This is a genomic window from Citrobacter sp. H12-3-2 (genome assembly GCF_009649895.1).
GTDB classification, from domain to species: domain Bacteria; phylum Pseudomonadota; class Gammaproteobacteria; order Enterobacterales; family Enterobacteriaceae; genus Citrobacter; species Citrobacter portucalensis.
This window is the reverse complement of sequence record NZ_CP045837.1, coordinates 1,799,288-1,823,371: the sequence shown is the minus strand read 5'-3', so window position 1 is coordinate 1,823,371 and position 24,084 is coordinate 1,799,288. Positions and strand designations below refer to the sequence as shown.

General features: G+C 53.7%; 15 protein-coding genes. 9 read left to right on the top strand and 6 right to left on the bottom strand.

Going from position 1 to position 24,084, the window contains the following annotated elements; all coding sequences use genetic code 11:
* Positions 1–3: 3 nt before the first annotated feature.
* Entirely contained in the window at positions 4–1,143 is a 1,140-nt protein-coding gene (locus tag GHC22_RS08560; protein ID WP_003834266.1) for a polysaccharide export protein, read from the bottom strand.
* A 655-nt stretch (positions 1,144–1,798) separates the two neighbouring features.
* Between GHC22_RS08560 and GHC22_RS08555 the strand changes: the two genes are divergently transcribed.
* Positions 1,799–3,382 (top strand): TerC family protein, encoded by a 1,584-nt coding sequence (locus GHC22_RS08555; RefSeq protein ID WP_032943936.1) that lies wholly within the window; start codon positions 1,799–1,801, stop codon positions 3,380–3,382.
* A gap of 44 nt (positions 3,383–3,426) precedes the next feature.
* Here the strand turns inward: GHC22_RS08555 and asmA are convergent, their stop codons facing one another.
* The 3 genes from asmA to udk form a co-directional block, all read right to left on the bottom strand.
* Positions 3,427–5,280: an outer membrane assembly protein AsmA gene (gene asmA, locus GHC22_RS08550; protein ID WP_048215954.1), complete on the bottom strand. Its 1,854-nt coding sequence runs from the start codon at positions 5,278–5,280 to the stop codon at positions 3,427–3,429.
* A gap of 26 nt (positions 5,281–5,306) precedes the next feature.
* On the bottom strand, positions 5,307–5,888 hold the full coding sequence (dcd, locus tag GHC22_RS08545) for a dCTP deaminase (protein ID WP_003834269.1): 582 nt from the start codon (positions 5,886–5,888) through the stop codon (positions 5,307–5,309).
* Between the two features lie 91 nt (positions 5,889–5,979).
* Positions 5,980–6,621 carry a uridine kinase gene (gene udk / locus GHC22_RS08540; protein ID WP_153752677.1) on the bottom strand — a complete coding sequence of 214 codons (642 nt, stop codon included), beginning with the start codon at positions 6,619–6,621 and terminating at the stop codon, positions 5,980–5,982.
* Between the two features lie 315 nt (positions 6,622–6,936).
* Between udk and GHC22_RS08535 the strand changes: the two genes are divergently transcribed.
* Positions 6,937–10,266 carry a diguanylate cyclase gene (locus GHC22_RS08535; RefSeq protein WP_153752676.1) on the top strand — a complete coding sequence of 1,110 codons (3,330 nt, stop codon included), beginning with the start codon at positions 6,937–6,939 and terminating at the stop codon, positions 10,264–10,266.
* On the opposite strand, the gene alkA is transcribed toward GHC22_RS08535, so the two are convergent.
* The gene (gene alkA, locus GHC22_RS08530; protein WP_153752674.1) at positions 10,234–11,103 is read right to left on the bottom strand and encodes a DNA-3-methyladenine glycosylase 2; all 870 of its coding nucleotides are present in this window, start codon (positions 11,101–11,103) and stop codon (positions 10,234–10,236) included. The genes GHC22_RS08535 and alkA overlap by 33 nt on opposite strands.
* Positions 11,104–11,239: 136 nt before the next feature.
* On the opposite strand from alkA, the gene yegD reads away from it, so the two are divergent.
* Positions 11,240–12,592, top strand: a complete 1,353-nt coding sequence (yegD, locus tag GHC22_RS08525; RefSeq protein ID WP_032943940.1) for a molecular chaperone — start codon at positions 11,240–11,242, stop codon at positions 12,590–12,592.
* 99 nt (positions 12,593–12,691) lie between these two features.
* Here yegD and GHC22_RS08520 read toward each other — a convergent pair whose 3' ends face one another.
* Positions 12,692–12,751, bottom strand: a complete 60-nt coding sequence (locus tag GHC22_RS08520; RefSeq protein WP_100280300.1) for a type I toxin-antitoxin system Ibs family toxin — start codon at positions 12,749–12,751, stop codon at positions 12,692–12,694.
* A gap of 279 nt (positions 12,752–13,030) precedes the next feature.
* Between GHC22_RS08520 and GHC22_RS08515 the strand changes: the two genes are divergently transcribed.
* From GHC22_RS08515 to baeR, 6 genes are read left to right on the top strand one after another with little or no spacing between them, the layout of a single operon-like run.
* Entirely contained in the window at positions 13,031–14,278 is a 1,248-nt protein-coding gene (locus tag GHC22_RS08515) for an MdtA/MuxA family multidrug efflux RND transporter periplasmic adaptor subunit (protein WP_048235011.1), read from the top strand.
* Entirely contained in the window at positions 14,278–17,400 is a 3,123-nt protein-coding gene (locus GHC22_RS08510) for an MdtB/MuxB family multidrug efflux RND transporter permease subunit (protein ID WP_153752672.1), read from the top strand. The genes GHC22_RS08515 and GHC22_RS08510 overlap by 1 nt, the downstream gene beginning before the upstream one ends.
* Entirely contained in the window at positions 17,401–20,481 is a 3,081-nt protein-coding gene (gene mdtC, locus GHC22_RS08505; RefSeq protein WP_137377507.1) for a multidrug efflux RND transporter permease subunit MdtC, read from the top strand.
* Positions 20,478–21,890 (top strand): MFS transporter, encoded by a 1,413-nt coding sequence (locus GHC22_RS08500; protein WP_153752670.1) that lies wholly within the window; start codon positions 20,478–20,480, stop codon positions 21,888–21,890. Before mdtC ends, GHC22_RS08500 begins: the two co-directional genes overlap by 4 nt.
* Positions 21,890–23,293, top strand: coding sequence for a two-component system sensor histidine kinase BaeS (gene baeS / locus GHC22_RS08495; RefSeq protein WP_153752669.1), 1,404 nt, complete (start codon positions 21,890–21,892; stop codon positions 23,291–23,293). Before GHC22_RS08500 ends, baeS begins: the two co-directional genes overlap by 1 nt.
* On the top strand, positions 23,290–24,012 hold the full coding sequence (baeR, locus tag GHC22_RS08490) for a two-component system response regulator BaeR (protein WP_032943946.1): 723 nt from the start codon (positions 23,290–23,292) through the stop codon (positions 24,010–24,012). Before baeS ends, baeR begins: the two co-directional genes overlap by 4 nt.
* The last annotated feature ends 72 nt before the right edge of the window (positions 24,013–24,084 follow it).

Genomic DNA, 24,084 nt, shown 5'->3' with positions numbered 1-24,084 from the left:
TGATTACCAGTTGTGAAGGTCGCTGGCCGTGTCCGTCATATAGCGAACACCGCTAATAGTCGGCAGCAACTGATTGATCAAACGGTTCCAGCGAGCAACCGGCGCGGTAGTGACGTACACCACATCGTATGGCTGGAGTCGGAATGATGTTGCCATCACCAGCGACGTCGCATCGGACATATCAAGCTGATAGATATTGGCGATCTTGCCGTTGTTCCCGCCCTCGCCTTTCAATGGTCGAATAACGAAAATGCCGCTGGCGTTGGAGGTGGTCAGGTCGATACCTTCGGCATTGCCCAGCGCTTCGGTGAGCGTCATGCCGCTGAAGTCCATTTTGAGGGTGCTCTGTTTTTTCACTTCCCCCATTACGAAGACTTTCAGATCGTCATTACGCGGAACAAACAGAATGTCGCCAGGATAGAGCAGGCGATTCTGGCTCAGGTCGCCATTTTGCATCAGCGCTTGCAGTGAAATACGTTGCTCCTGCCCTTTATGAGTCAGCACAACGTTGCGCCAGTCTGCTGCCTCGGTGAGACCGCCTGCGGCGTTAATGGCATCAAGAACGGTAAGCGGCACGTTGGTGATGGCCTGCTGGCCGGATTTGTTCACCTGCCCGGAGACATAGGCCTTCTGCGAGCGGAAAGCGGCGATATTAACGTCCACCTGCGGGTCAGCAATGTACTTCGCTAAGCGCCCGGTAATATCACTACGAATCTCTGCCAACGTTTTCCCTACCACGCTGACTTTGCCGATGTAGGGGTAAAACATGGTGCCATCAGGCTGCACCCAGTTGCCGGTATCGCTTGAGCTACGGTACTGCCCAGCTGGCGTGGTGAGTTCAGGATGGTCCCAGACGGTCACATTCAGGACATCCCCCGGGCCGACCCGGTACTGATATCCGGAAATCTCCTGGTCCAGCGACATATTTGGCTGGGCAACATTTGGTCGAGGACGTAATTGTTCGACCAGCCGTGGCGTGAGTGGATAAACATTCACCATGCGATCGATATCAAAATCAGCGTCCTGCTGTTTAATCACATCTTTGCCCATCGTAGACATATTGCTGCCCGGAAGCACGGTACAACCGTTTATCAAGATCACCGATACCAATACTGGCATCAATTTAAGTTTGGATTTCATCATTGATTATTTATCACTTTGGCAGAGTATTTATCACATGCAATCTAAATAGCGACTTCGCCTGTACGTATTTACCTTGCCGTTAATTGAAATGGAATTTAACTGGCATCAGTCCTAAAAAAAATGAATTCATCTACGGTCTCTTGACAGAATAATTTAGGCTTGTTTCAGGCGACCAGACACGCTACCGCCCCTGGCTTCACTAGCTACCAATGCACTGATTAATTTAAATTTTTATCCTCTCCTTTATTTTCATCACATTTACAGCGTTAACGAATCGGGAGTGGCGCCACTGATTGATGAGGAAATATTTATCTTTTGATTATTACCGCAAGAATTGTTGCAGCTATGCGAATATCAGGCAAGATAACAAACCGCCGACACCTGGCTTTTAAGATTAATATTAAGCGTCGGTTTTATATATTTTTAGGATTTTATTGATATTGACAATATTGATATAGAAATATTCCACCTGCGATATTTCCTAAATATATTTAGATTAATAAAATCATTTCCTGTAGTTACATTAAGGCTATTATCCTGCATCAGTTCTGATATAACCGACAGAGAAATCCCTTCTCGCCATTGCATTTTTCGCCAGTTTTACCCATGATCGAATTGTGACAATTGTCATACAACTATGGGTATAGCATTTACTATGGAATGGATTGCCGATCCGTCAATCTGGGCCGGACTGGTCACGTTAATCGTGATCGAACTTGTTCTTGGCATTGATAATCTTGTTTTTATTGCCATCCTCGCGGAGAAACTACCTCCTGCCCAGCGGGATAAGGCGCGTATTACAGGGCTACTGCTGGCAATGGTTATGCGCCTGCTGCTGCTGGCATCAATATCCTGGCTGGTAACGCTGACCACGCCGCTGTTCAGCATTCGCGATCTCAGCTTCAGCGCCCGCGATCTGATCATGCTGTTCGGTGGTTTCTTCCTACTGTTTAAAGCCACTATGGAGCTCAACGAACGGCTGGAAGGGAAAGACAGCGATAACCCCACCCAGCGTAAAGGCGCTAAGTTCTGGGGTGTGGTCGCGCAGATCGTGGTGCTGGACGCCATCTTCTCTCTGGATTCCGTCATTACCGCTGTTGGCATGGTCGATCACCTGGCGGTGATGATGGCGGCAGTCATTATTGCCATCAGCCTGATGTTGCTGGCCAGCAAGTCGCTGACGCGCTTTGTTAACAGCCATCCAACTATTGTTATTCTGTGTCTGAGCTTCCTGCTGATGATTGGTTTCAGTCTGGTGGCCGAAGGGTTTGGTTTCCATATCCCGAAAGGTTACCTGTACGCGGCCATCGGCTTCTCTGTCATGATCGAAGCATTGAACCAGTTGGCTATCTTTAACCGTCGTCGCTTCCTCTCAGCCAACCATACTCTGCGCCAGCGCACCGCCGAGGCGGTAATGCGGCTGCTGAGCGGGCAAAAAGAAGATGCCGAACTGGATGCCGAAACCGCAGCGATGCTGGCGGATCATCATGAAGGTCAGATTTTTGCGCCACAGGAGCGGCGGATGATTGAACGTGTGCTGAACTTCAATCAGCGTACCGTCAGCAGTATCATGACCTCGCGCCATGATATTGAACATATCGACCTCAATGCGCCCGAAGCAGAAATCCGCGCCTTACTGGAAAAAAACCAGCATACGCGTCTGGTGGTCACTGGCGAAGACGAGCAGGAGGAACTGTTGGGCGTGGTGCATGTCATCGATTTACTGCAACAGTCTCTGCGCGGCGAACCGCTCGACCTGCGCGTCTTGATTCGCCAGCCGCTGGTGTTCCCGGAGACCTTGCCGCTGCTTCCGGCGCTTGAGCAGTTCCGTAATGCCCGGACGCATTTCGCGTTTGTAGCCGATGAATTTGGTTCCGTCGAAGGGATTGTGACGCTGAGTGATGTGATGGAAACCATCGCCGGCAATCTGCCAAACGAGGTAGAGGAAATCGACGCCCGTCATGATATTCAGAAAAACGCCGATGGTTCGTGGACCGCTAACGGACATATGCCACTGGAAGACCTGGTGCAGTACGTGCCTATCCCGTTAGACGATAAGCGTGAGTATCACACCATTGCCGGACTGTTAATGGAGTATTTGCAGCGCATCCCGAAAACCGGGGAGGAAGTCCAGGTTGGCGACTATCGGCTAAAAACCCTGCAGGTGGAAAATCATCGCGTGCAAAAGGTCCAGCTGATACCGCTACACAGTGAAGAAGAGATGGATTACGAGGTGTAAGTCACGAGCCGGATGGGGCATTAGCCACCATCCGGCAATATGAATCAGAGCTTATCCAGCAACTTTTTAACATCTTTGCCGTTTCGGGAATCTTTATTGCGATCTGCCCAGTCATTCAGACGACGTTTTGCTTCATCCTGCAGATGCTTACGCAAAAGCTGATCAACTTGCAGACTGTAGTTCAGTGATTGCCACTGGCCATAGACCCTGAGAGGAACCGGGGTGGCCTTCAGGAAACTAATCAACTTACTTTCGCCATCCCAACCGCCCAGCACGCGAATGTTAAACAGCGTGTCGCAATTCTGCTTCACCAGATCTAACGTTCCTTTGCCGGTTAGCGCCAACATCGCGGACTCCCCTGCCATGTTATCCAGCGTCACCTCACCGTTATCCAGCGTCATATCGGTTACAAAATGATCCAAGCGGGTCACGTTATCGAGGTTTTGCTGAGATTTAACATCCCCACCGCTGCGTTCTACAGCCTGTTGAATCATCTGCTGGAAGTTCATCCCTTCCATTCGCGTATCGTTCATTTCGACATGGGCCTGCCCTTGCCAGCTATGGCGAAACGCCTGGGCATCAATATCTGAGCCGGAAAAATCTCCCGCCAGCGACAGCTTGCCGGTGAGTGCGATGGGGTAATCAAAGGCCTTCAGAATCGTGCCAATTTCCACACCTTCCAGGCGCGGATGAAAGACCGCTCGCGGTTCTCCCTTTCTGGCATCCAGCGTGCCGGGCAGTGAGATCAGCCCGCCATCACTTTTTCCCTGCAACTGCGCAATGTTCAGTAAGCCGAACTGGTTGTCTATTTTTGCCGAAACATTCTCAAACGCCATTTTCCGCCACAGCACTTTGTCAGCCTGCAAAGCGATGTCTGCCGAAAAACCCTTGAGTCCCTGATACGAAACGGCATCAACCTGGGAAGCAATGACGGGGCGCGCCAGCGTTGACTGACTCTGACCTTGCTGAACGTCACCTTTTGCTGTCGCCGCTGCGTCATGCTGTACGAGCAGGTTATCCAGATTGAGCTGACCAAATTTCAGGTCGACGGCCCATTCCGGTTTTTCCAACAAGGATACGTGCGCTTGCCCGGAGAACGAAGAGTCATTGGCGGTCAAATTTATCTGGCTAAACGAAAGCTGTTTTTTCTCTTCCAGCCATTGCGCCTGAAGATGTCCCTGACCGTTGATCCCCTGCGGCGGCAAATCGGCCCCCTGCAATTGCCAGCTTAACTGCTCGATATTCGCAGATAAGTTGTGCGGATAATCGGAGGCATCGACCGTACCGTTAAAGGATAACGCGAGATCGCGCTGATCGCGGTTCACACGCCCGGAAAAATCAAACGTGCCGCGGTGCTGGCTATCTTGTTCCATCTCCAGACGAATATCACGAACGGTAACTTGTTCATCGTCTTCATGCTGGAATACCAGAACACTGTCGGCAACGCGCAAACGGGCGATATCAAACGACCATCCTTTGTCTTCCGCCAGATCGGGCAACATATTGTCTTTTGGGGCAACAGGTGCATCTTTGCCGCGTACCGCCTCAGTTTGCGGGGTCAGTTGAATCACTGCGCCTTTGAGCATCACCTGCTTCACGCTGAGCTGGTGGCTCAACAGCGGCCATAACGCAACGTCAAGACGCATATTGTCGGCACGAACCAGAGGTTCGCTGGCACCTTCAGCCGTTAACACCACTCGCCCTGAGAGGATACTCAGTTGCGGCCATACGTGCCAACGCAGGGGCCCATCCAACTGCAGCTGATACCCACTACGTGCGGCAACCTGCTTGACCATATACGCGCGGAAATCATTCGGATTCACCAACAGTACTAACGCAGAAAAGCCAGCCACCAGCACGACCAGAAGAATCATCAGCGTCGTCAGAAATCGTCTCATGCTATCCCCAATGGACTGAAAAACACTCAGTCTTTATCGATCCGGCTGGCAACGGCGCCCTGCTGGTCGCGATACTTCGCATCCTGACGACGGTTGTATGGTCGCGCTGCCGGACCGGAAAGCGGTTCGAAACTTAGCGCGCCAATTGGCATGCCCGGACGCAGAGCCAGCGGTAATTTTCCGGAGTTGTAAAACTCCAGTACAATACAGCCAGACCAGCCCGGATCGATACGGTGTGCGGTGACGTGTACCATCAGTCCCAGACGCGCCAGAGATGAACGGCCATCTAACCAACCGACGAGATCGGAAGGCAACGTCACGGATTCGAATGTTACTGCCAGCGCAAGCTCACCCGGATGCAAGAAGAATGCCTCGCCGTCCTTGAGGACGATTTCATCACTCATCACGCGATCCAGCGCGGCGCTGACTTCATCTTTCGGTCCGCTCAAATCGATATACGCCGCCGTATGACCGCGGAACGTACGGAATTTGTTGCCAAGACGCACATCTACCGTGGCGCCATTGATTCGCTCGACAGGAGGGCGTGGAGTGATCGACAGGCGACCTTCATCCAACCAGGCTTCAATATCTCGGTCACATAAACGCATGGCACTTTCTCCTTTCGTGCTTCAAACCCTTAATGCCAGGTGCGTTAAGGGTGAACCAGGTTATCACTGAACGGTACACAATTCGCTGAACTTATTCAAAGAACTGACTGATTTTAGCCTTCAGAATATCGATGGCGATGCGGTTTTTACCCCCGCGCGGCACAATGATGTCGGCGTATTGCTTTGAAGGCTCAATAAATTGCAGGAACATTGGACGGACGGTTTTCTGGTATTGCGCCATCACCGAATCCATTGAACGACCACGTTCATTCACATCCCGCTTGATACGGCGCATCAGACAAATATCCAGCGGCGTATCAACAAAAATAGAAAAGTTCATCTCATCGCGCAAACGCGCATCCGTCAGCAGCAAAATGCCTTCCAGGATAATGACTTTCTTCGGTTCGATATGAATAGTGTCTGGCGTACGCGTGTGCTCAACATAGCTATAAACCGGCAGCTCAATGGCAGAGCCGCGCTTCAGCGTTTGCAGATGTTGAAATAGCAGGCTGTGGTCCATCGCGTTCGGATGGTCGTAGTTGGTTTTTACGCGTTCTTCCATCGACAGATGGCTTTGATCTTTGTAATAGCTGTCTTCGGGAATAACGCCAATATGTTCGTCACCGACTTGTTCACGCAATTCGCGATAAAGAGTACTGGCAATAAGGCTCTTGCCGGAAGCCGATGCGCCGGCAATGCCGATAATGACGCACTGATGGGACTGATCAGTCATAAATTTAGCGACCTGATTAACCTGGATGTAAGGAAGGGCGGCGCCGAAACGCCAAACGCGGCAATTATAGGGATTTCAGCGGCGCGATGCCACCCCAGGCTGCACCAATACTGTCCCTGTCGCAAATTAAAATGGTCAGATTTAGAACAGCCGCTATATTTATTCACCTGCCTTAGGAATTAATAGCTTGGGAGTGTTAATTTATGAGCAGCTGGCGTATAAATTGTAAATTGTTTGTACTAGCATAATCCCAGATTAAATGTGATGCGTCCGGCATCTCTGCTGGGCGACAACGGCTATTTGGGTAGAGTGGTAATGAGTAAACAATCCCAACATGTTTTAGTTACCTTACCCCATCCTCTACTGCGCCTGGCCAGTTTAGGTCTGGTGGCTTTCATCTTTACGTTGTTTTCGCTGGAACTATCACGTTACGGCGCACAGCTTGCCCCTCTGTGGTTTCCAACCTCTATCATGATGGTGGCTTTTTACCGTCACGCGGGAAAGATGTGGCCTGGGATCGCGCTGGCTTGCTCATTCGGTAGCATCGGCGCCTCTTTACTTTTTTTCCCCGGACAGTCGCTTAATTTCTCCTATACGGTCATTAACATTATTGAGGCTGTTGTTGGCGCAATGTTATTGCGTAAACTGCTGCCCTGGTACAATCCCTTACAAAATTTGAATGACTGGGCGCGCCTGGCATTTGGTAGCGCGGTTGTTCCGCCACTGTTGGGCGGCATTTTGATGTGGTTGTTGCTGCCGAAGGACACGTCGTTAAATACCTTTCTCATTTGGGTACTGTCAGAATCCATTGGCGCACTGGCGTTGGTGCCGTTAGGTTTACTGTTTAAACCACATTACCTGTTGCGCCATCGCGACCCGCGATTATTGCTTGAGACCCTGATTACCCTGCTGGTGACCTTAACGCTCAGTTGGCTGTCCATGATGTACATTCCATGGCCATTTACCTGCGTTATTGTCCTGCTGATGTGGAGCGCTGTCCGTCTGCCGCGTATGGAGGCGTTTTTAATATTCCTCAGCACCGTGATGATGGTTTCGCTGATGCTGGCTGCCGACCCTTCGCTGCTTTACACCCCGAAACCGAACATGATGACGGACATCCCCTGGTTGCCGTTTTTGATGATCCTGTTGCCCGCTAATATGATGACCATGGTGATGTACGCGTTTCGAGCCGAACGCAAGCACATTTCAGAAAGCGAGTCACGCTTTCGCAACGCCATGGAATATTCCGCGATTGGCATGGCGTTAGTCGGTACCGAGGGGCAATGGTTACAGGCCAATAAAGCCTTGTGTCAGTTTCTGGGCTATAGCCAGGAGGAGTTACGTTCACTGACCTTCCAGCAATTAACCTGGCCGGAAGATTTGAACAACGACATTGAACAGTTGAACATGCTGGCACGCGGAGAGATTAATAGCTATTCCATGGAAAAACGCTATTACACCCGTTCGGGCGACGTCGTCTGGGCGTTGCTGGCCGTTTCGTTGGTGCGTCATAGCGACAATACCCCACTCTATTTTATCGCGCAGGTTGAGGACATTAACGACCTGAAGCATACCGAGTGGATTAACAAACGGTTAATGGAGCGCATTACCCTCGCCAATGAAGCAGGGGGGATTGGGATCTGGGAATGGGAACTCCAGCCTGACGTGATCAGCTGGGATAAACGGATGTTCGATCTCTACGAAGTTCCTGCGCATATCAAGCCCAGTTGGCAAGTCTGGTATGAGTGCGTTGTACCCGAAGATCGTGAGTACGCCGAAAATGTAATTCGTGATTCACTGGCCGCACGGGCTCCGTTCAAACTGGAGTTTCGTATCGCGGTAAAAGATGGCATACGCCATATCCGCTCGTTGGCCAACCGGGTACTGAATAAAGACGGTGAAGTTGAACGCTTACTTGGTATCAATATGGATATGACCGAAGTCAAGCAGCTTAACGAAGCGCTGTATCAGGAAAAAGAGCGCCTTCACATTACGCTGGATTCAATCGGCGAAGCGGTGATTTGTATTGATGTCGATATGAACGTGACCTTTATGAATCCGGTCGCTGAGAAACTGAGCGGCTGGCAGCAGGACAGTGCCATCGGCATTCCGCTATTGACGGTACTACATATTACTTTTGGCGAGAACGGTCCGCTGATGGAAAATATCTACAGTGCTGACATGTCACGTACGGCAATCGAACAGGAAGTGGTCCTGCATTGTCGTAACGGCAACAGTTATGACATTCAGTATAGCATCACGCCCCTCAGCACCCTCGACGGCGGCAGCATTGGCTCGGTGTTGGTTATTCAGGACGTCACAGAGTCGCGGAAGATGCTCCGCCAGCTTAGCTACAGCGCCTCGCATGATGACCTGACCCAGTTGGCAAACCGGGTCAGCTTCGAAAACCATCTAAAACAATTGCTGCATTCGGTACACGACACGCACCAGCGTCATGTGCTGGTTTTTATCGACCTGGATCGTTTTAAAGCGGTGAACGACAGCGCGGGTCATGCCGCTGGAGATGCCCTGCTGCGTGAACTCTCAGCGCTTATGCTCAGCATGTTGCGATCCAGCGATATGCTGGCACGCCTGGGCGGCGACGAGTTTGGTCTGTTGCTACCGGATTGTAATATCGAAAGCGCCCGCTTTATTTCAGGTCGCGTCATCAGCGCCATTAATGATTACCACTTCATGTGGGAAGGCCGCTTACACCGTATTGGCGCCAGCGCAGGGATTACGCTCATTGATGAGAAAAACCATGTCGCGACCGATGTGATGTCTCAGGCCGATATCGCCTGCTACGCGGCGAAAAACAGCGGCCGTGGACGCGTCTGCGTTTATGAACCTCAGCAAAGCCAGGCCCATGCCGCGCGTAGTCAACTGACATTGGATGAACAAAGACACACCATTATGCACAACCCAATGCTGATGATCGCCAGAGGTGTGGCTTCCCCGCGTATACCGGAGACGTTTAGCTTCTGGATTATTTCGCTTCGCTTAGGCACCGCTGAGGGTGAAGTCATTGAGGAGCAAGCCTTCCGCGCCGGGCTGGTCGATCCCGCGTTAAGCAAGGCGCTTGACCGTCGGGTATTTAGCGAGTTCTTCCAGAACTCTGCCCAAGCAGTAGCCAGTAAGGGCCTCAGTATTGCCCTGCCCCTTTCCGCCGTCGGCCTGCTCAACACAGAACTTATCGATGAGCTGCTGGAGCACTTGCAACGCAGTCCACTACCGCCGCGATTGCTGCATCTGACCGTTCCGGCAAGCGTCTTCAAAACCAACCCAACGCAGGCTATATCCGCCCTGCATCGACTGCGTCAGTACGGTTGTCGAATTGTATTAAGTCAGGTTGGTCGCGATTTAGAGCTCTTTGACAACCTGAAATATCGCATTGTCGATTACCTGTTGCTCGACAGCGAGCTAAGTGCCAGCGCTCCCGGCAACCTGATCGACGAAATGTGGGTGTCCATTATTCAGGGTCATGCCCAGCGCCTGGACATAAAAACTATCGCCGGTCCGGTGCAGTTGCCACTCATCATGGATACGCTTTCTGGCATCGGTGTTGATATGATTTATGGCGATATTATTGCCGATGCCCAACCGCTGGATCTGCTACTGAATACCAGTAATTTCGCCATCAACTGACGGTTGCCAGCCATCCGTATACCAAATATGTAACAGCGCATAGGAGCGCCAGGGTTTCCAGCGCTCTGCATACCGTCGGATCTGGGCCGGTGTCATGCCGGGAAAACGCTGCTTAATCAGATAGTCATCCGGCAGAAAAACATCTTTCGCCTGCCAACCACGTAGCGCGAAATAGTTGGCGGTCCAGCGCCCTATCCCGGGAAACGTTTGTAGCTGCTTAACGCCTTGTTCGATATCGGCAGGGGCTGTTGTCGCGATCGTTCCTTCAAGGGTTGCATGAGCCAGGTGAATCAACGCTTCGGCGCGTTTGAGCGGCATTCCTAACGCTTTCAGGTGCAGCGGATCGGCATTGGCAAGCGCTTCCGGCGTAGGAAAACACACATACTCGGGCGCATCCTCCAGCGCTTCCCCGTAAGCATGCGCCACTTTCGCCGTCAGTTTCGCCGCCATAGCCACGCTGACTAACTGCCCTAAAATCGCTCGTACTCCTTGTTCAAAAGCATCGACACTGCCCGGCAAACGCAGTCCCGGACGCGCTGCACCGAGGCTGCCCAGCGCGGCGATAATTTGCTGCGGGCAACAGCCAAGATCGAACAAGCGCGTTATTTTTGCCAGACACTCGGAGGCGACCGGCTGTAACCCTGTGCTCAACGTCACGTGTAGCACGTTGGCGTGCAGATCCGGGACAACGCGCACCAGACCACGATGCCCCCCTACGCACAGGCTTCTGACATAGCTCAGTTCCTCTACGGTTTCGACACCTTCAACCGCACGGGCGGCAAGAAACCCCAGCATCCAGGGCCAGTCATAAGGTGGTTGCCAGCTCAGCGTGAACATTCAGTTTTCCTTTTTACGCAAACCTACAGGATAAACGGTATTCAATCAGTATGCCTTGCTTTCATATTCCAGTTGTCGGGGCGTCAACTATTCGTTAAAGTCACGCCCCTTCTTCACTGGCATGGGGATTTTTACGGTGTTTATTGGTTTTGACTACGGTACGGCAAACTGTTCAGTGGCCGTTATGCGTGACGGGCAGCCCCACCTGCTCAAAATGGAAAATAACAGCACGCTGCTACCCTCAATGCTGTGCGCACCAACGCGCGAAGCGGTTAGCGAGTGGCTGTATCGCCATCATGACATCCCAACTACGGACGATGAAACGCAGGCGCTGCTTCGCCGTGCGATGCGCTACAACCGCGAAGAAGACATCGACGTTAACGCCAACAGCGTACAGTTCGGTCTGGCATCGCTGGGTCAGTATATTGAAGACCCGGAAGAGGTGTACTTCGTTAAATCGCCAAAATCATTTTTGGGCGCCAGCGGTCTGAAGCCGCAGCAGGTTGCGCTGTTTGAAGATCTGGTCTGTGCAATGATGCTGCACATTCGCAACCAGGCGCAAAGCCAACTGCCGGAAGCTATCACTCAGGCCGTGATTGGTCGGCCCATCAACTTCCAGGGATTAGGTGGCGATGACGCCAACACCCAGGCGCAGGGTATTCTTGAACGTGCGGCCAAACGCGCCGGTTTTCAGGATGTCGTCTTCCAGTACGAGCCGGTAGCGGCGGGACTGGATTACGAAGCGACGCTGCAGGAAGAAAAACGCGTGTTGGTGGTGGATATCGGCGGGGGTACGACTGACTGTTCACTGCTGCTGATGGGGCCGCAATGGCATCAGCGTGCCGATCGCGAAAACAGCCTGCTGGGACACAGTGGCTGCCGCGTAGGCGGGAACGATCTGGATATCGCGCTGGCGTTTAAACACCTGATGCCACTGCTGGGTATGGGCGGTGAGACTGAAAAAGGTATCGCCTTACCGATTCTCCCCTGGTGGAACGCGGTCGCAATCAACGACGTTCCCGCGCAAAGTGATTTCTACAGCAGCGCCAACGGTAGATTGCTCAACGATCTTGTCCGCGACGCAAGAGAAGCCGATAAAGTCGCTCTGCTGCTTAAAGTCTGGCGCGAGCGTCTGAGCTATCGCCTGGTGCGCAGTGCAGAAGAGAGCAAAATCGCACTTTCCGACCAGACCATTGTAACGGCGGCGATACCGTTTATCAGCGACACGCTGGCAACCGATATCAATCAACACGGACTGGAAGCTGCGCTCAATCAGCCCCTGGCGCGTATTCTGGAGCAGGTCCAACTGGCGCTGGACAACGCACAGGAAAAACCGGACGTGATTTATCTGACCGGCGGCAGCGCGCGTTCGCCGCTGATTAAAAAAGCCCTCGCCCAGCAGCTTCCCGGGATCCCTATCGCGGGTGGCGATGACTTCGGTTCTGTCACCGCCGGACTGGCCCGCTGGGCTGACGTTGTTTTCCGCTAAGCCGCTCGCATGCTGAAAAGTGCGCGTATTGACATCATCCTTGCTGTGGCTTATTTTCAGGAGTGAGGGTTAGGGAGGGTTTCCCCTCCCCCTGGTGTCTTAGTAAGCCGCGAAGCTAATGACTAAGAGTATCACCAGTATGATGACCTGCTTCATCATAACCCTTTCCTTATTTTGGCCCCTTCCTCGGGAGGGGCTTTCCCGTTCCAGCGTCCTGCTGAAATCTCTGGCTTTCCTCCTTTTTGCCTTGTCAGCACTCTATCGCACAATTGCGTATTCGCTATCTTCACCACCGATTGTTGCGTAACGCCTCGCAAAGCCGCGTCAGCATTCAGACGAATCCCGACAGTGTTTCATAATTCCTCCATTTTTCTCCCTTGTTCACTGGCTAAACTAGTATCATTCCGCGAATCGTTTCAGGATGAGAAACTCATAACAATGAAAGGCAGTAATAAATCCCGCTGGGTGATAGCAATCGTGATCGTCGTGGCCGCCGTCGCCGCCATCTGGTTCTGGCAAAGCCGCAGCGCATCCCAGGGAACCGCACCGGGCGCAACCAAACCCGCGCAGCACACTGCGGGGTCAGGACGGCGTGGAATGCGCTCCGGACCGTTGGCTCCCGTGCAGGCTGCCACCGCCACCGAGGAAGCCGTGCCACGTTACCTGACAGGGCTGGGGACCGTTACTGCCGCAAATACCGCCACGGTGCGTAGTCGGGTGGATGGTCAACTCATCGCCTTACACTTTGAGGAAGGACAACAGGTAAAAGCCGGCGACCTGCTGGCAGAGATAGATCCCAGCCAGTTCAAAGTTGCTCTGGCTCAGGCGCAGGGACAACTGGCAAAAGATAAAGCCACGCTGGCGAATGCCCGTCGCGATCTTGCCCGCTATCAACAGTTGGTTAAAACCAATCTGGTCTCCCGCCAGGAGCTGGACGCACAGCAAGCGCTGGTCAATGAGACGTTAGGCACAATCAAAGCAGATGAAGCCAGCGTCGCCAGCGCTCAGTTGCAGCTCGACTGGAGCCGGATAACCGCACCTGTCGATGGTCGTGTCGGCCTGAAACAGGTCGATGTCGGTAACCAAATATCCAGCGGCGATACCACCGGAATCGTCGTCATTACGCAAACGCATCCCATCGACCTGATATTTACGTTGCCTGAAAACGACATTGCTACCGTGTTGCAGGCACAAAAATCGGGGAGCCAGCTGAAGGTCGAAGCCTGGGACCGAACCAATTCGCAAAAGCTGAGCGAAGGCGTCCTGCTCAGTCTCGACAATCAGATTGATGCCACCACCGGAACAATCAAAGTAAAGGCTCGTTTTAACAATCAGGATGATGCCTTATTCCCTAACCAGTTCGTTAACGCCCGCATGCTGGTCGACACACAACAAAATGCCGTTGTGATCCCAACTGCCGCCCTGCAAATGGGTAACGAAGGCCATTTTGTCTGGGTACTGAATAGCGACAATAAAGTGAGCAAACACCTGGTTAAACCGGGTATTCAGGATAGCCAAAAAGTGGTGATTGCCGCCGGGCTTTCTGCGGGCGATCGGGTCGTGACCGACGGGATTGACCGTCTGACGGAAGGCGCAAAAGTCGAAGTCGTTGAGGCGCACGACGCCTCTGTTCAGGACGAGAAAACAGCGCCACGCGGATACGGCAAAAAAGGAGCTAACTCCTGATGCAGGTGTTACCTCCGGACAACACAGGCGGACCATCGCGCCTGTTTATTCTGCGCCCCGTCGCCACCACGCTGCTGATGGTCGCGATTTTGCTTGCCGGAATTATCGGTTATCGCTTCCTGCCAATCGCCGCCTTACCTGAAGTGGATTACCCCACGATTCAGGTCGTTACGCTCTACCCTGGCGCCAGCCCGGACGTCATGACCTCGGCGGTCACCGCACCGCTTGAACGTCAGTTTGGACAGATGTCTGGCTTAAAACAGATGTCATCACAAAGCTCCGGTGGCGCATCGGTCGTTACGTTACAGTTTCAACTGACGCTCCCGTTGGATGTTGCCGAGCAGGAAGTTCAGGCCGCGATTAACGCCGCCACCAATTTATTACCCAGCGATCTCCCTAACCCTCCGGTCTACAGCAAGGTAAACCCGGCAGATCCACCGATCATGACGCTGGCGGTCACATCCAGCGCCATGCCGATGACGCAGGTGGAAGATATGGTCGAAACCCGCGTCGCGCAGAAAATCTCTCAGGTATCCGGCGTGGGCCTGGTAACACTTTCCGGTGGGCAACGTCCGGCGGTCCGCGTGAAGCTTAACGCTCAGGCCATTGCCGCACTCGGTCTGACCAGCGAAACCATCCGTACGGCCATTACCGGTGCCAACGTCAATTCGGCAAAAGGGAGTCTTGATGGTCCAACGCGTGCCGTTACCCTTTCAGCCAACGACCAGATGCAGTCCGCAGACGAATATCGTCAGCTCATTGTTGCCTATAAAAACGGGGCACCGGTTCGTCTGGGCGATGTCGCCACCGTTGAGCAAGGGGCCGAAAACAGCTGGCTGGGCGCATGGGCCAATAAGCAACAAGCTATAGTAATGAATGTTCAGCGCCAACCTGGCGCAAACATCATCTCCACGGCAGACAGTATCCGCCAGATGCTGCCGCAGCTCACCGAGAGCCTGCCCAAATCGGTTAAGGTCAACGTACTTTCCGATCGTACAACCAATATTCGTGCGTCCGTAGCGGATACCCAATTTGAATTGATGCTGGCGATTGCGCTGGTAGTCATGATTATCTACCTGTTTTTGCGCAATATTCCGGCAACTATTATTCCTGCAGTCGCCGTACCGTTGTCGTTAATCGGTACTTTCGCGGTGATGGTATTTCTTGATTTCTCCATCAACAACCTGACCCTCATGGCGCTAACCATCGCGACAGGTTTTGTGGTGGATGACGCTATCGTGGTGATTGAGAACATTTCACGTTATATCGAAAAAGGCGAAAAACCGCTGACCGCCGCCCTGAAAGGTGCGGGCGAGATTGGTTTTACCATCATCTCTCTGACTTTTTCGCTGATCGCCGTGCTGCTCCCACTGTTGTTTATGGGCGATATTGTCGGGCGATTGTTCCGCGAGTTTGCCGTAACGCTGGCCGTGGCGATCCTGATTTCTGCGGTAGTGTCGCTCACCCTCACGCCGATGATGTGCGCCCGCATGCTCAGTCAGGCATCGTTACGTAAACAGAACCGCTTCTCGCGCGCCTCGGAACGGATGTTTGATCGCATTATCGCCGCGTACGGTCACTGGCTGGCAAAGGTACTCAACCATCCGTGGCTGACGCTCAGCGTGGCGCTTGGTACGCTGGCGCTAAGCGTCATGCTGTGGGTCTTTATTCCAAAAGGCTTCTTCCCGATCCAGGATAACGGCATCATCCAGGGCACGCTGCAGGCACCGCAGTCCAGCTCGTTTGCCAGCATGGCTCAGCGCCAGCGTCAGGTTTCAGATGTCATCCTGAAAGATCCGGCGGTAGAAAGCCTGACCGCTTTTGTCGGTGTGGACGGCACTAATACGGCATTGAACAGCGCGCGCTTACAAATCAACCTTAAGCCGCTGGATGAACGCGACGATCGGGTGCAGAAAGTGATTGCACGCCTACAGGATGCGGTTGACAGAGTTCCCGGCGTTGACCTTTATCTTCAGCCCACTCAGGATCTGACGATTGATACTCAGGTCAGCCGGACGCAATATCAGTTCACGCTGCAAGCGACATCCCTTGATGCCCTCAGCACCTGGGTTCCACAACTGATAGCAAAACTAAATCAGCTACCGCAACTGTCCGATGTCAGTAGCGACTGGCAGGACAAAGGGCTGGTAGCATATGTGAACGTCAATCGTGACAGCGCCAGCCGTTTGGGCATCAGCATGTCAGATGTCGACAACGCCCTGTACAACGCCTTCGGCCAGCGACTGATTTCAACCATCTACACCCAGGCAAATCAGTATCGCGTGGTGTTAGAACATGACACCAACAATACGCCAGGGCTTGCGGCACTGGATACAATTCGTCTGACCAGTAGCGACGGCGGCATAGTACCGCTCAGCGCGATCGCCAGTGTTGAACAGCGTTTTGCCCCGCTGTCGATTAACCACCTCGATCAGTTCCCGGTCACCACCATCTCGTTCAACGTGCCAGACGAGTGGTCGCTGGGTGATGCGGTACAGGCCATTCTGGATACCGAAAAAACGCTTAACTTGCCCGCAAATATTACCACCCAGTTCCAGGGCAGCACGCTCGCCTTCCAGGCTGCGCTGGGAAATACCATCTGGTTGATTGTGGCTGCGGTTGTCGCGATGTATATCGTACTGGGTGTGCTGTATGAGAGCTTTATTCACCCAATTACTATTCTCTCCACGTTGCCGACGGCGGGCGTCGGGGCGCTCCTGGCATTAATGATTGCCGGGAGCGAACTGGACGTCATCGCGATTATCGGCATTATTTTGCTCATCGGTATCGTCAAGAAAAACGCCATCATGATGATCGACTTTGCCCTTGCCGCGGAGCGCGAACAGGGAATGTCACCACGCGATGCCATTTTCCAGGCCTGTCTGCTGCGTTTTCGCCCGATCCTGATGACTACACTGGCGGCACTGCTCGGCGCGTTGCCACTGATGTTAAGTACCGGCGTGGGTGCCGAATTACGCCGCCCATTAGGTATTGGCATGGTCGGTGGGCTGCTGGTGAGTCAGGTATTAACCCTGTTTACCACCCCGGTGATTTATCTGCTGTTTGACCGTCTGTCGCTGTATGTGAAAAGCCGCTTCCCGCGTCAGGAAGAGGAAGCGTAAATGAAATTTTTCGCGCTTTTCATTCATCGTCCGGTGGCGACCATTCTTATTTCGGTGGCCATCACCCTATGCGGCATACTCGGATTTCGTCTACTGCCGGTCGCTCCGCTACCGCAGGTGGATTTTCCTGTGATCATGGTCAGCGCATCGTTACCGGGTGCCTCACCCGAAACGATGGCGTCCTCGGTCGCAACTCCGCTGGAGCGCTCGCTGGGGCGCATTGCGGGCGTGAACGAAATGACTTCGAGCAGTTCACTTGGCAGTACGCGTATTATTCTCGAATTCAAATTCGACCGTGACATCAATGGCGCGGCGCGGGACGTTCAGGCCGCAATTAACGCCGCGCAAAGTCTGCTACCCAGCGGGATGCCGAGCCGACCAACGTATCGCAAAGCCAACCCTTCCGATGCGCCAATCATGATCCTGACGCTAACATCGGACACGTACTCGCAAGGTGAATTGTACGATTTCGCATCAACACAACTGGCGCAGACCATCGCACAGATCGACGGCGTGGGCGACGTGGACGTTGGAGGCAGCTCTCTTCCTGCCGTGCGTGTAGGGCTTAATCCTCAAGCGCTGTTTAACCAGGGCGTGTCGCTGGACGACGTACGTAGCGCAATTGACAACGCCAACGTGCGTAAGCCGCAGGGCGCTATCGAGAATGATACCCACCGCTGGCAGGTCCAAACCAACGATGAGCTGAAAACCGCCGCCGAATACCAGCCGATTATCATCCACTACAATAACGGCGCGGCGGTACGACTGGGCGACGTTGCGTCTGTAACCGACTCGGTGCAGGACGTACGCAACGCGGGGATGACCAATGCCAAACCGGCCATTCTGCTGATGATCCGCAAGCTACCGGAAGCCAATATTATTCAGACGGTAGACAGCATTCGCGCCAAATTGCCGGAGCTACAAACGCTGGTCCCGGCCGCTATCGATCTGCAAATAGCCCAGGACCGCTCGCCGACTATTCGCGCCTCGCTGGAAGAAGTCGAACAGACGCTGATTATCTCCGTTGCGCTGGTTATCCTGGTGGTCTTTATTTTCCTGCGCTCCGGGCGCGCGACGCTGATCCCCGCGGTAGCGGTTCCGGTCTCGTTGATCGGTACCTTTGCCGCCATGTATCTGTGTGGATTCAGCCTGAACAACCTGTCGTTGATGGCGTTAACCATTGCCACGGGATTTGTCGTCGATGACGCCATCGTGGTGCTGGAAAATATTGCCCGCCACCTGGAAGCAGGAATGAAGCCGCTCCAGGCGGCGTTGCAGGGTACGCGCGAAGTGGGATTCACCGTGCTCTCGATGAGTCTGTCGCTGGTGGCGGTGTTCCTGCCACTGCTGTTAATGGGCGGATTGCCTGGGCGCTTGCTGCGCGAATTTGCCGTCACGCTGTCGGTTGCTATCGGTATCTCGCTGCTGGTGTCGCTGACATTAACGCCAATGATGTGCGGCTGGATGCTCAAATCCAGCACCCCGCGCGAACAGTCTCGCAAGCGGGGTTTTGGTCGTGTGCTGGTGGCGCTGCAACAGAGTTACGGCACCTCGCTTAAATGGGTGCTACGCCATACGCGGCTGGTAGGCGTGGTGTTGCTTGGCACCATCGCGCTGAATATCTGGCTTTATATTTCCATCCCCAAAACATTCTTCCCGGAGCAGGATACCGGCGTATTGATGGGTGGGATCCAGGCCGACCAGAGCATTTCTTTCCAGGCCATGCGCGGCAAACTTCAGGATTTTATGAAGATCATCCGCGACGACCCGGCGGTGAATAACGTCACCGGTTTTACCGGTGGTTCGCGGGTCAACAGCGGGATGATGTTTATTACCCTCAAGCCACGCGATGAACGCCGTGAAACCGCTCAACAGGTGATCGACCGCCTGCGCGTCGCGCTTTCAAAAGAGCCAGGTGCGAATCTGTTTTTAATGGCGGTGCAAGATATTCGCGTTGGTGGACGCCAGGCCAACGCCAGCTATCAATACACATTGCTGTCCGACGATCTCGCGGCGCTGCGTGAGTGGGAACCGAAGATCCGTAAGGCGCTTGCCGCCCTGCCCCAACTGGCAGACGTCAACTCCGATCAGCAGGACAATGGCGCGGAGATGAATCTGATTTACGATCGCGACACTATGTCTCGTCTGGGGATCGACGTGGCAGCCGCCAACAGCCTGTTGAATAATGCTTTCGGACAACGACAGATCTCTACCATCTATCAGCCGATGAACCAGTACAAAGTGGTGATGGAGGTCGATCGACGTTACACCCAGGACATCAGCGCACTGGACAAAATGTTCGTCATCAACAATGACGGTAAAGCGATCCCGTTATCGTACTTTGCTAAATGGCAACCAGCGAATGCGCCGCTATCTGTAAACCATCAGGGTTTGTCTGCCGCCTCAACCGTGTCGTTTAACCTGCCGACAGGTTCTTCACTGTCAGAAGCGACAGAGGCCATCAACAGAACCATGACCCAGCTCGGCGTCCCTTCCACGGTTCGCGGTAGCTTTGCCGGTACCGCACAGGTATTTCAGGACACCATGAATTCGCAGGTGATCCTGATTATCGCCGCCATCGCCACGGTCTATATCGTGCTGGGTATGCTGTATGAAAGCTATGTCCATCCGCTGACCATCCTCTCCACGCTACCTTCGGCTGGCGTCGGGGCGTTGCTGGCGCTGGAACTGTTCAATGCCCCGTTCAGCCTAATCGCCCTGATAGGGATCATGCTATTAATTGGCATTGTGAAGAAAAACGCCATCATGATGGTCGATTTTGCGCTGGAAGCGCAGAGAAACGGCAAGCTACAGCCGGAAGAAGCTATTTTCCAGGCCTGCTTGTTGCGCTTTCGCCCAATAATGATGACCACGCTGGCGGCGTTGTTTGGCGCGTTGCCGTTGGTGTTATCCGCAGGAGATGGCTCTGAACTGCGTCAGCCCTTGGGGATAACCATTGTCGGTGGGCTGGTCGTGAGCCAGCTCCTGACGCTGTACACCACGCCCGTGGTCTATCTCTTTTTCGACCGTCTGCGTCTGCGTTTTTCGCGTAAAAACAGCAAACCGGTAGCAGAGTTATGACAGAACTTCCCGACAGCACCCGCTGGCAACTTTGGATTGTGGCATTTGGCTTTTTTATGCAGTCGCTGGATACCACCATCGTTAACACCGCGCTTCCCTCGATGGCGGCAAGCCTCGGGGAAAGCCCGTTACACATGCATATGGTCATTGTGTCATATGTTTTAACTGTTGCCGTGATGCTGCCCGCCAGTGGATGGCTGGCGGACAAAGTTGGCGTGCGTAATATCTTCTTCACCGCCATCATCCTGTTTACGCTAGGCTCGCTGTTTTGTGCCGGGTCGAGCACCCTCAACGAGCTGGTGATGGCGCGCGTCTTACAAGGCGTTGGCGGTGCGATGATGGTGCCGGTCGGCAGGCTAACGGTGATGAAAATCGTCCCGCGTGAGCAATATATGGCGGCGATGACGTTTGTCACTTTACCCGGTCAAATCGGCCCGCTTCTGGGCCCGGCGTTAGGCGGAATTCTGGTTGAATACGCCTCCTGGCACTGGATATTTTTGATTAACATTCCGGTAGGCATTGTCGGCGCGATAGCGACGTTAATGCTGATGCCCAACTACACCATGCAAACCCGACGTTTCGACCTCTCAGGGTTCGCGATGCTGGCGGTCGGCATGGCGGTACTGACGCTGGCGCTCGATGGCAGCAAAGGAACCGGCCTCTCCAGTATCACGCTGGCGGCGCTGGTTATCTGCGGGGTATTGGCTATTGCGCTGTATCTGAAACACGCCCATCGTAATCCGCGTGCGCTATTCAGCCTGAATCTGTTTCGCACACCAACCTTCTCGCTAGGTCTGTTCGGCAGTTTTGCCGGACGCATCGGCAGCGGCATGTTGCCGTTTATGACTCCGGTGTTTTTACAGATTGGCCTCGGTTTTTCACCTGTTCATGCCGGGCTGATGATGATCCCGATGGTGCTGGGCAGTATGGGCATGAAGCGCATTGTGGTGCAGGTCGTTAACCGCTTTGGTTACCGTCGTGTACTGATTACCACTACGCTTGGCCTGTCGCTGGTCAGTCTGTTGCTAATGACCACGGCACTGCTGGGCTGGTATTACGCCCTGCCCTTCGTGCTGTTTTTACAGGGAATGGTCAACTCAACGCGTTTTTCATCCATGAACACACTTACGTTAAAAGATCTGCCTGACGATCTGGCCAGCAGCGGTAACAGCCTGCTGTCGATGATCATGCAGCTATCGATGAGTATTGGTGTGACCATCGCAGGCCTGCTGCTGGGCATGTTCGGCCAACAGCATATCGCCATCGACAGCGGAAGTACGCATACCGTCTTTATGTATACCTGGCTGTGCATCGCCTTCATTATTGCGCTGCCCGCCATTATTTTTGCCCGCGTGCCGAACGACACGCAAACCAACGCGGTGATTTCACGGCGCAAAAGGAGCACCTGATGAAGTTCTGGCGGCCCGGTATCACCGGCAAACTGTTTCTGGCGATTTTCGCCACCTGCATTGTGTTGCTGATCAGCATGCACTGGGCCGTACGCATTAGCTTCGAACGTGGTTTTATTGACTATATCAAGCACGGCAACGAGCAGCGGCTGCAAATGCTCAGCGACGCATTAAGCGAGCAGTACGAGCAGCACGGCAACTGGCGATTCTTACGCAATAACGATCGTTTTGTTTTCCAGATCCTGCGCTCTTTTGAACACGACAACGACGATGATAAACCGGGTCCAGGCATGCCGCCGCACGGCTGGCGTACACAGTTTTGGGTTGTCGACCAAAACGCCCGTGTGCTGGTCGGCCCGCGCGGCCCAGTTCCTCGCGACGGCATGCGCCATCCCATACGCGTTAACAGTAGCGAAGTGGGCGCCGTGATTGCCTCTCCTGTGGAACGCTTAACGCGGAATACGGATATCAATTTCGACATGCAGCAAAGACGATCCAGTTGGCTTATCGTTGCGCTCTCCACGATCCTGGCAGCGCTGGCGACGTTTACGCTGGCGCGCAGCCTGCTGGCCCCGGTTAAGCGGTTGGTGGAAGGCACGCACAAACTGGCGGCGGGCGATTTCACCACTCGCGTTACGCCAACCAGTACGGATGAGCTGGGCAAGCTGGCGCAGGACTTCAACCAGCTCGCCAGTACACTGGAAAAAAACCAGCAGATGCGTCGTGACTTTATGGCCGATATTTCTCACGAACTGCGTACGCCGTTGGCGGTGTTGCGCGGTGAACTGGAGGCCATTCAGGATGGCGTACGCCAGTTTACCCCTGACTCCGTTGCCTCGTTGCAGGCTGAAGTCGGTACGCTCACCAAACTGGTTGACGACCTTCATCAGCTCTCCATGTCAGATGAAGGCGCGCTGGCTTACCAGAAAACATCGCTGGACCTCATCCCCCTATTGGAAGTGGCAAGCGGCGCATTTCGTGAACGCTTCGCCAGCCGTGGATTGACCATACAGCTTTCGCTCCCCGACAGCATGACGGTATTTGGTGACAGGGATCGTCTGATGCAGCTGTTCAACAACCTGCTGGAAAACAGTCTGCGCTACACCGATAGCGGTGGCGGGTTGCATATCAGCGCCGAACAACGCGAACGCATGGTGTTATTAACCTTCGCAGATTCCGCTCCCGGCGTAAGTGACGAGCAGTTACAGAAGCTGTTTGAACGATTTTATCGCACCGAAGGCTCGCGCAACCGCGCCAGCGGAGGTTCCGGGTTGGGGCTGGCGATTTGCGTCAATATCGTACAAGCGCATAATGGTCTGATTCGTGCCGCCCATTCGCCTTTTGGTGGGGTTAGCATTACAGTAGAGTTACCGCTGGAACGCGATTTACAGAGAGATGTATGACTGAGTTACCCATTGATGAAAACACACCGCGTATTCTGATCGTGGAAGATGAGCCTAAGCTGGGGCAACTGCTGATCGACTACCTGCGGGCAGCGAGCTATGCCCCTACGCTGATCAACCACGGCGACCTGGTTCTGCCTTACGTGCGCCAAACGCCGCCCGATCTGATCTTGTTGGATCTGATGCTGCCCGGTACCGACGGTCTGACTCTGTGTCGGGAAATTCGCCGCTTCTCAGAAGTCCCCATCATGATGGTAACCGCTAAAATCGAAGAGATTGATCGCCTGCTGGGGCTGGAGATCGGTGCTGATGATTATATTTGTAAACCTTACAGCCCGCGCGAAGTTGTCGCGCGCGTAAAAACGATCCTGCGTCGTTGCAAACCGCAGCGCGAACTGCAACAAATGGATGCAGACAGCCCGCTTATCGTCGATGAAGGCCGTTTTCAGGCCTCCTGGCGTGGGAAGATGCTCGATTTAACGCCCGCCGAATTCCGCTTACTTAAAACGTTGTCACATGAGCCGGGTAAAGTGTTCTCCCGTGAACAGTTGCTCAATCATCTCTATGACGATTACCGCGTCGTTACCGACCGCACCATCGACAGCCATATTAAGAACCTGCGACGCAAGCTGGAGTCGCTGGATGCCGAGCAGTCGTTTATCCGCGCGGTCTATGGCGTGGGGTATCGCTGGGAAGCCGACGCCTGCCGAATTGCTTAAACTCTCCTGCACTTCAGGGCTCCGCTGCTCCGTGAGCCCTGGTAACTAGCAACTCTCCAAATATCGCTCATA

Coding starts and splice junctions, on each gene's coding strand:
- GHC22_RS08535 (WP_153752676.1), top strand. CDS start 6,937: ATGAGTAAACAATCCCAACATGTTTTAGTTACCTTACCCCATCCTCTA.
- mdtC (WP_137377507.1), top strand. CDS start 17,401: ATGAAATTTTTCGCGCTTTTCATTCATCGTCCGGTGGCGACCATTCTT.
- GHC22_RS08555 (WP_032943936.1), top strand. CDS start 1,799: ATGGAATGGATTGCCGATCCGTCAATCTGGGCCGGACTGGTCACGTTA.
- udk (WP_153752677.1), bottom strand. CDS start 6,621: ATGACTGATCAGTCCCATCAGTGCGTCATTATCGGCATTGCCGGCGCA.
- baeR (WP_032943946.1), top strand. CDS start 23,290: ATGACTGAGTTACCCATTGATGAAAACACACCGCGTATTCTGATCGTG.
- GHC22_RS08515 (WP_048235011.1), top strand. CDS start 13,031: ATGAAAGGCAGTAATAAATCCCGCTGGGTGATAGCAATCGTGATCGTC.
- GHC22_RS08510 (WP_153752672.1), top strand. CDS start 14,278: ATGCAGGTGTTACCTCCGGACAACACAGGCGGACCATCGCGCCTGTTT.
- GHC22_RS08560 (WP_003834266.1), bottom strand. CDS start 1,143: ATGATGAAATCCAAACTTAAATTGATGCCAGTATTGGTATCGGTGATC.
- asmA (WP_048215954.1), bottom strand. CDS start 5,280: ATGAGACGATTTCTGACGACGCTGATGATTCTTCTGGTCGTGCTGGTG.
- dcd (WP_003834269.1), bottom strand. CDS start 5,888: ATGCGTTTATGTGACCGAGATATTGAAGCCTGGTTGGATGAAGGTCGC.
- baeS (WP_153752669.1), top strand. CDS start 21,890: ATGAAGTTCTGGCGGCCCGGTATCACCGGCAAACTGTTTCTGGCGATT.
- GHC22_RS08500 (WP_153752670.1), top strand. CDS start 20,478: ATGACAGAACTTCCCGACAGCACCCGCTGGCAACTTTGGATTGTGGCA.
- alkA (WP_153752674.1), bottom strand. CDS start 11,103: ATGTTCACGCTGAGCTGGCAACCACCTTATGACTGGCCCTGGATGCTG.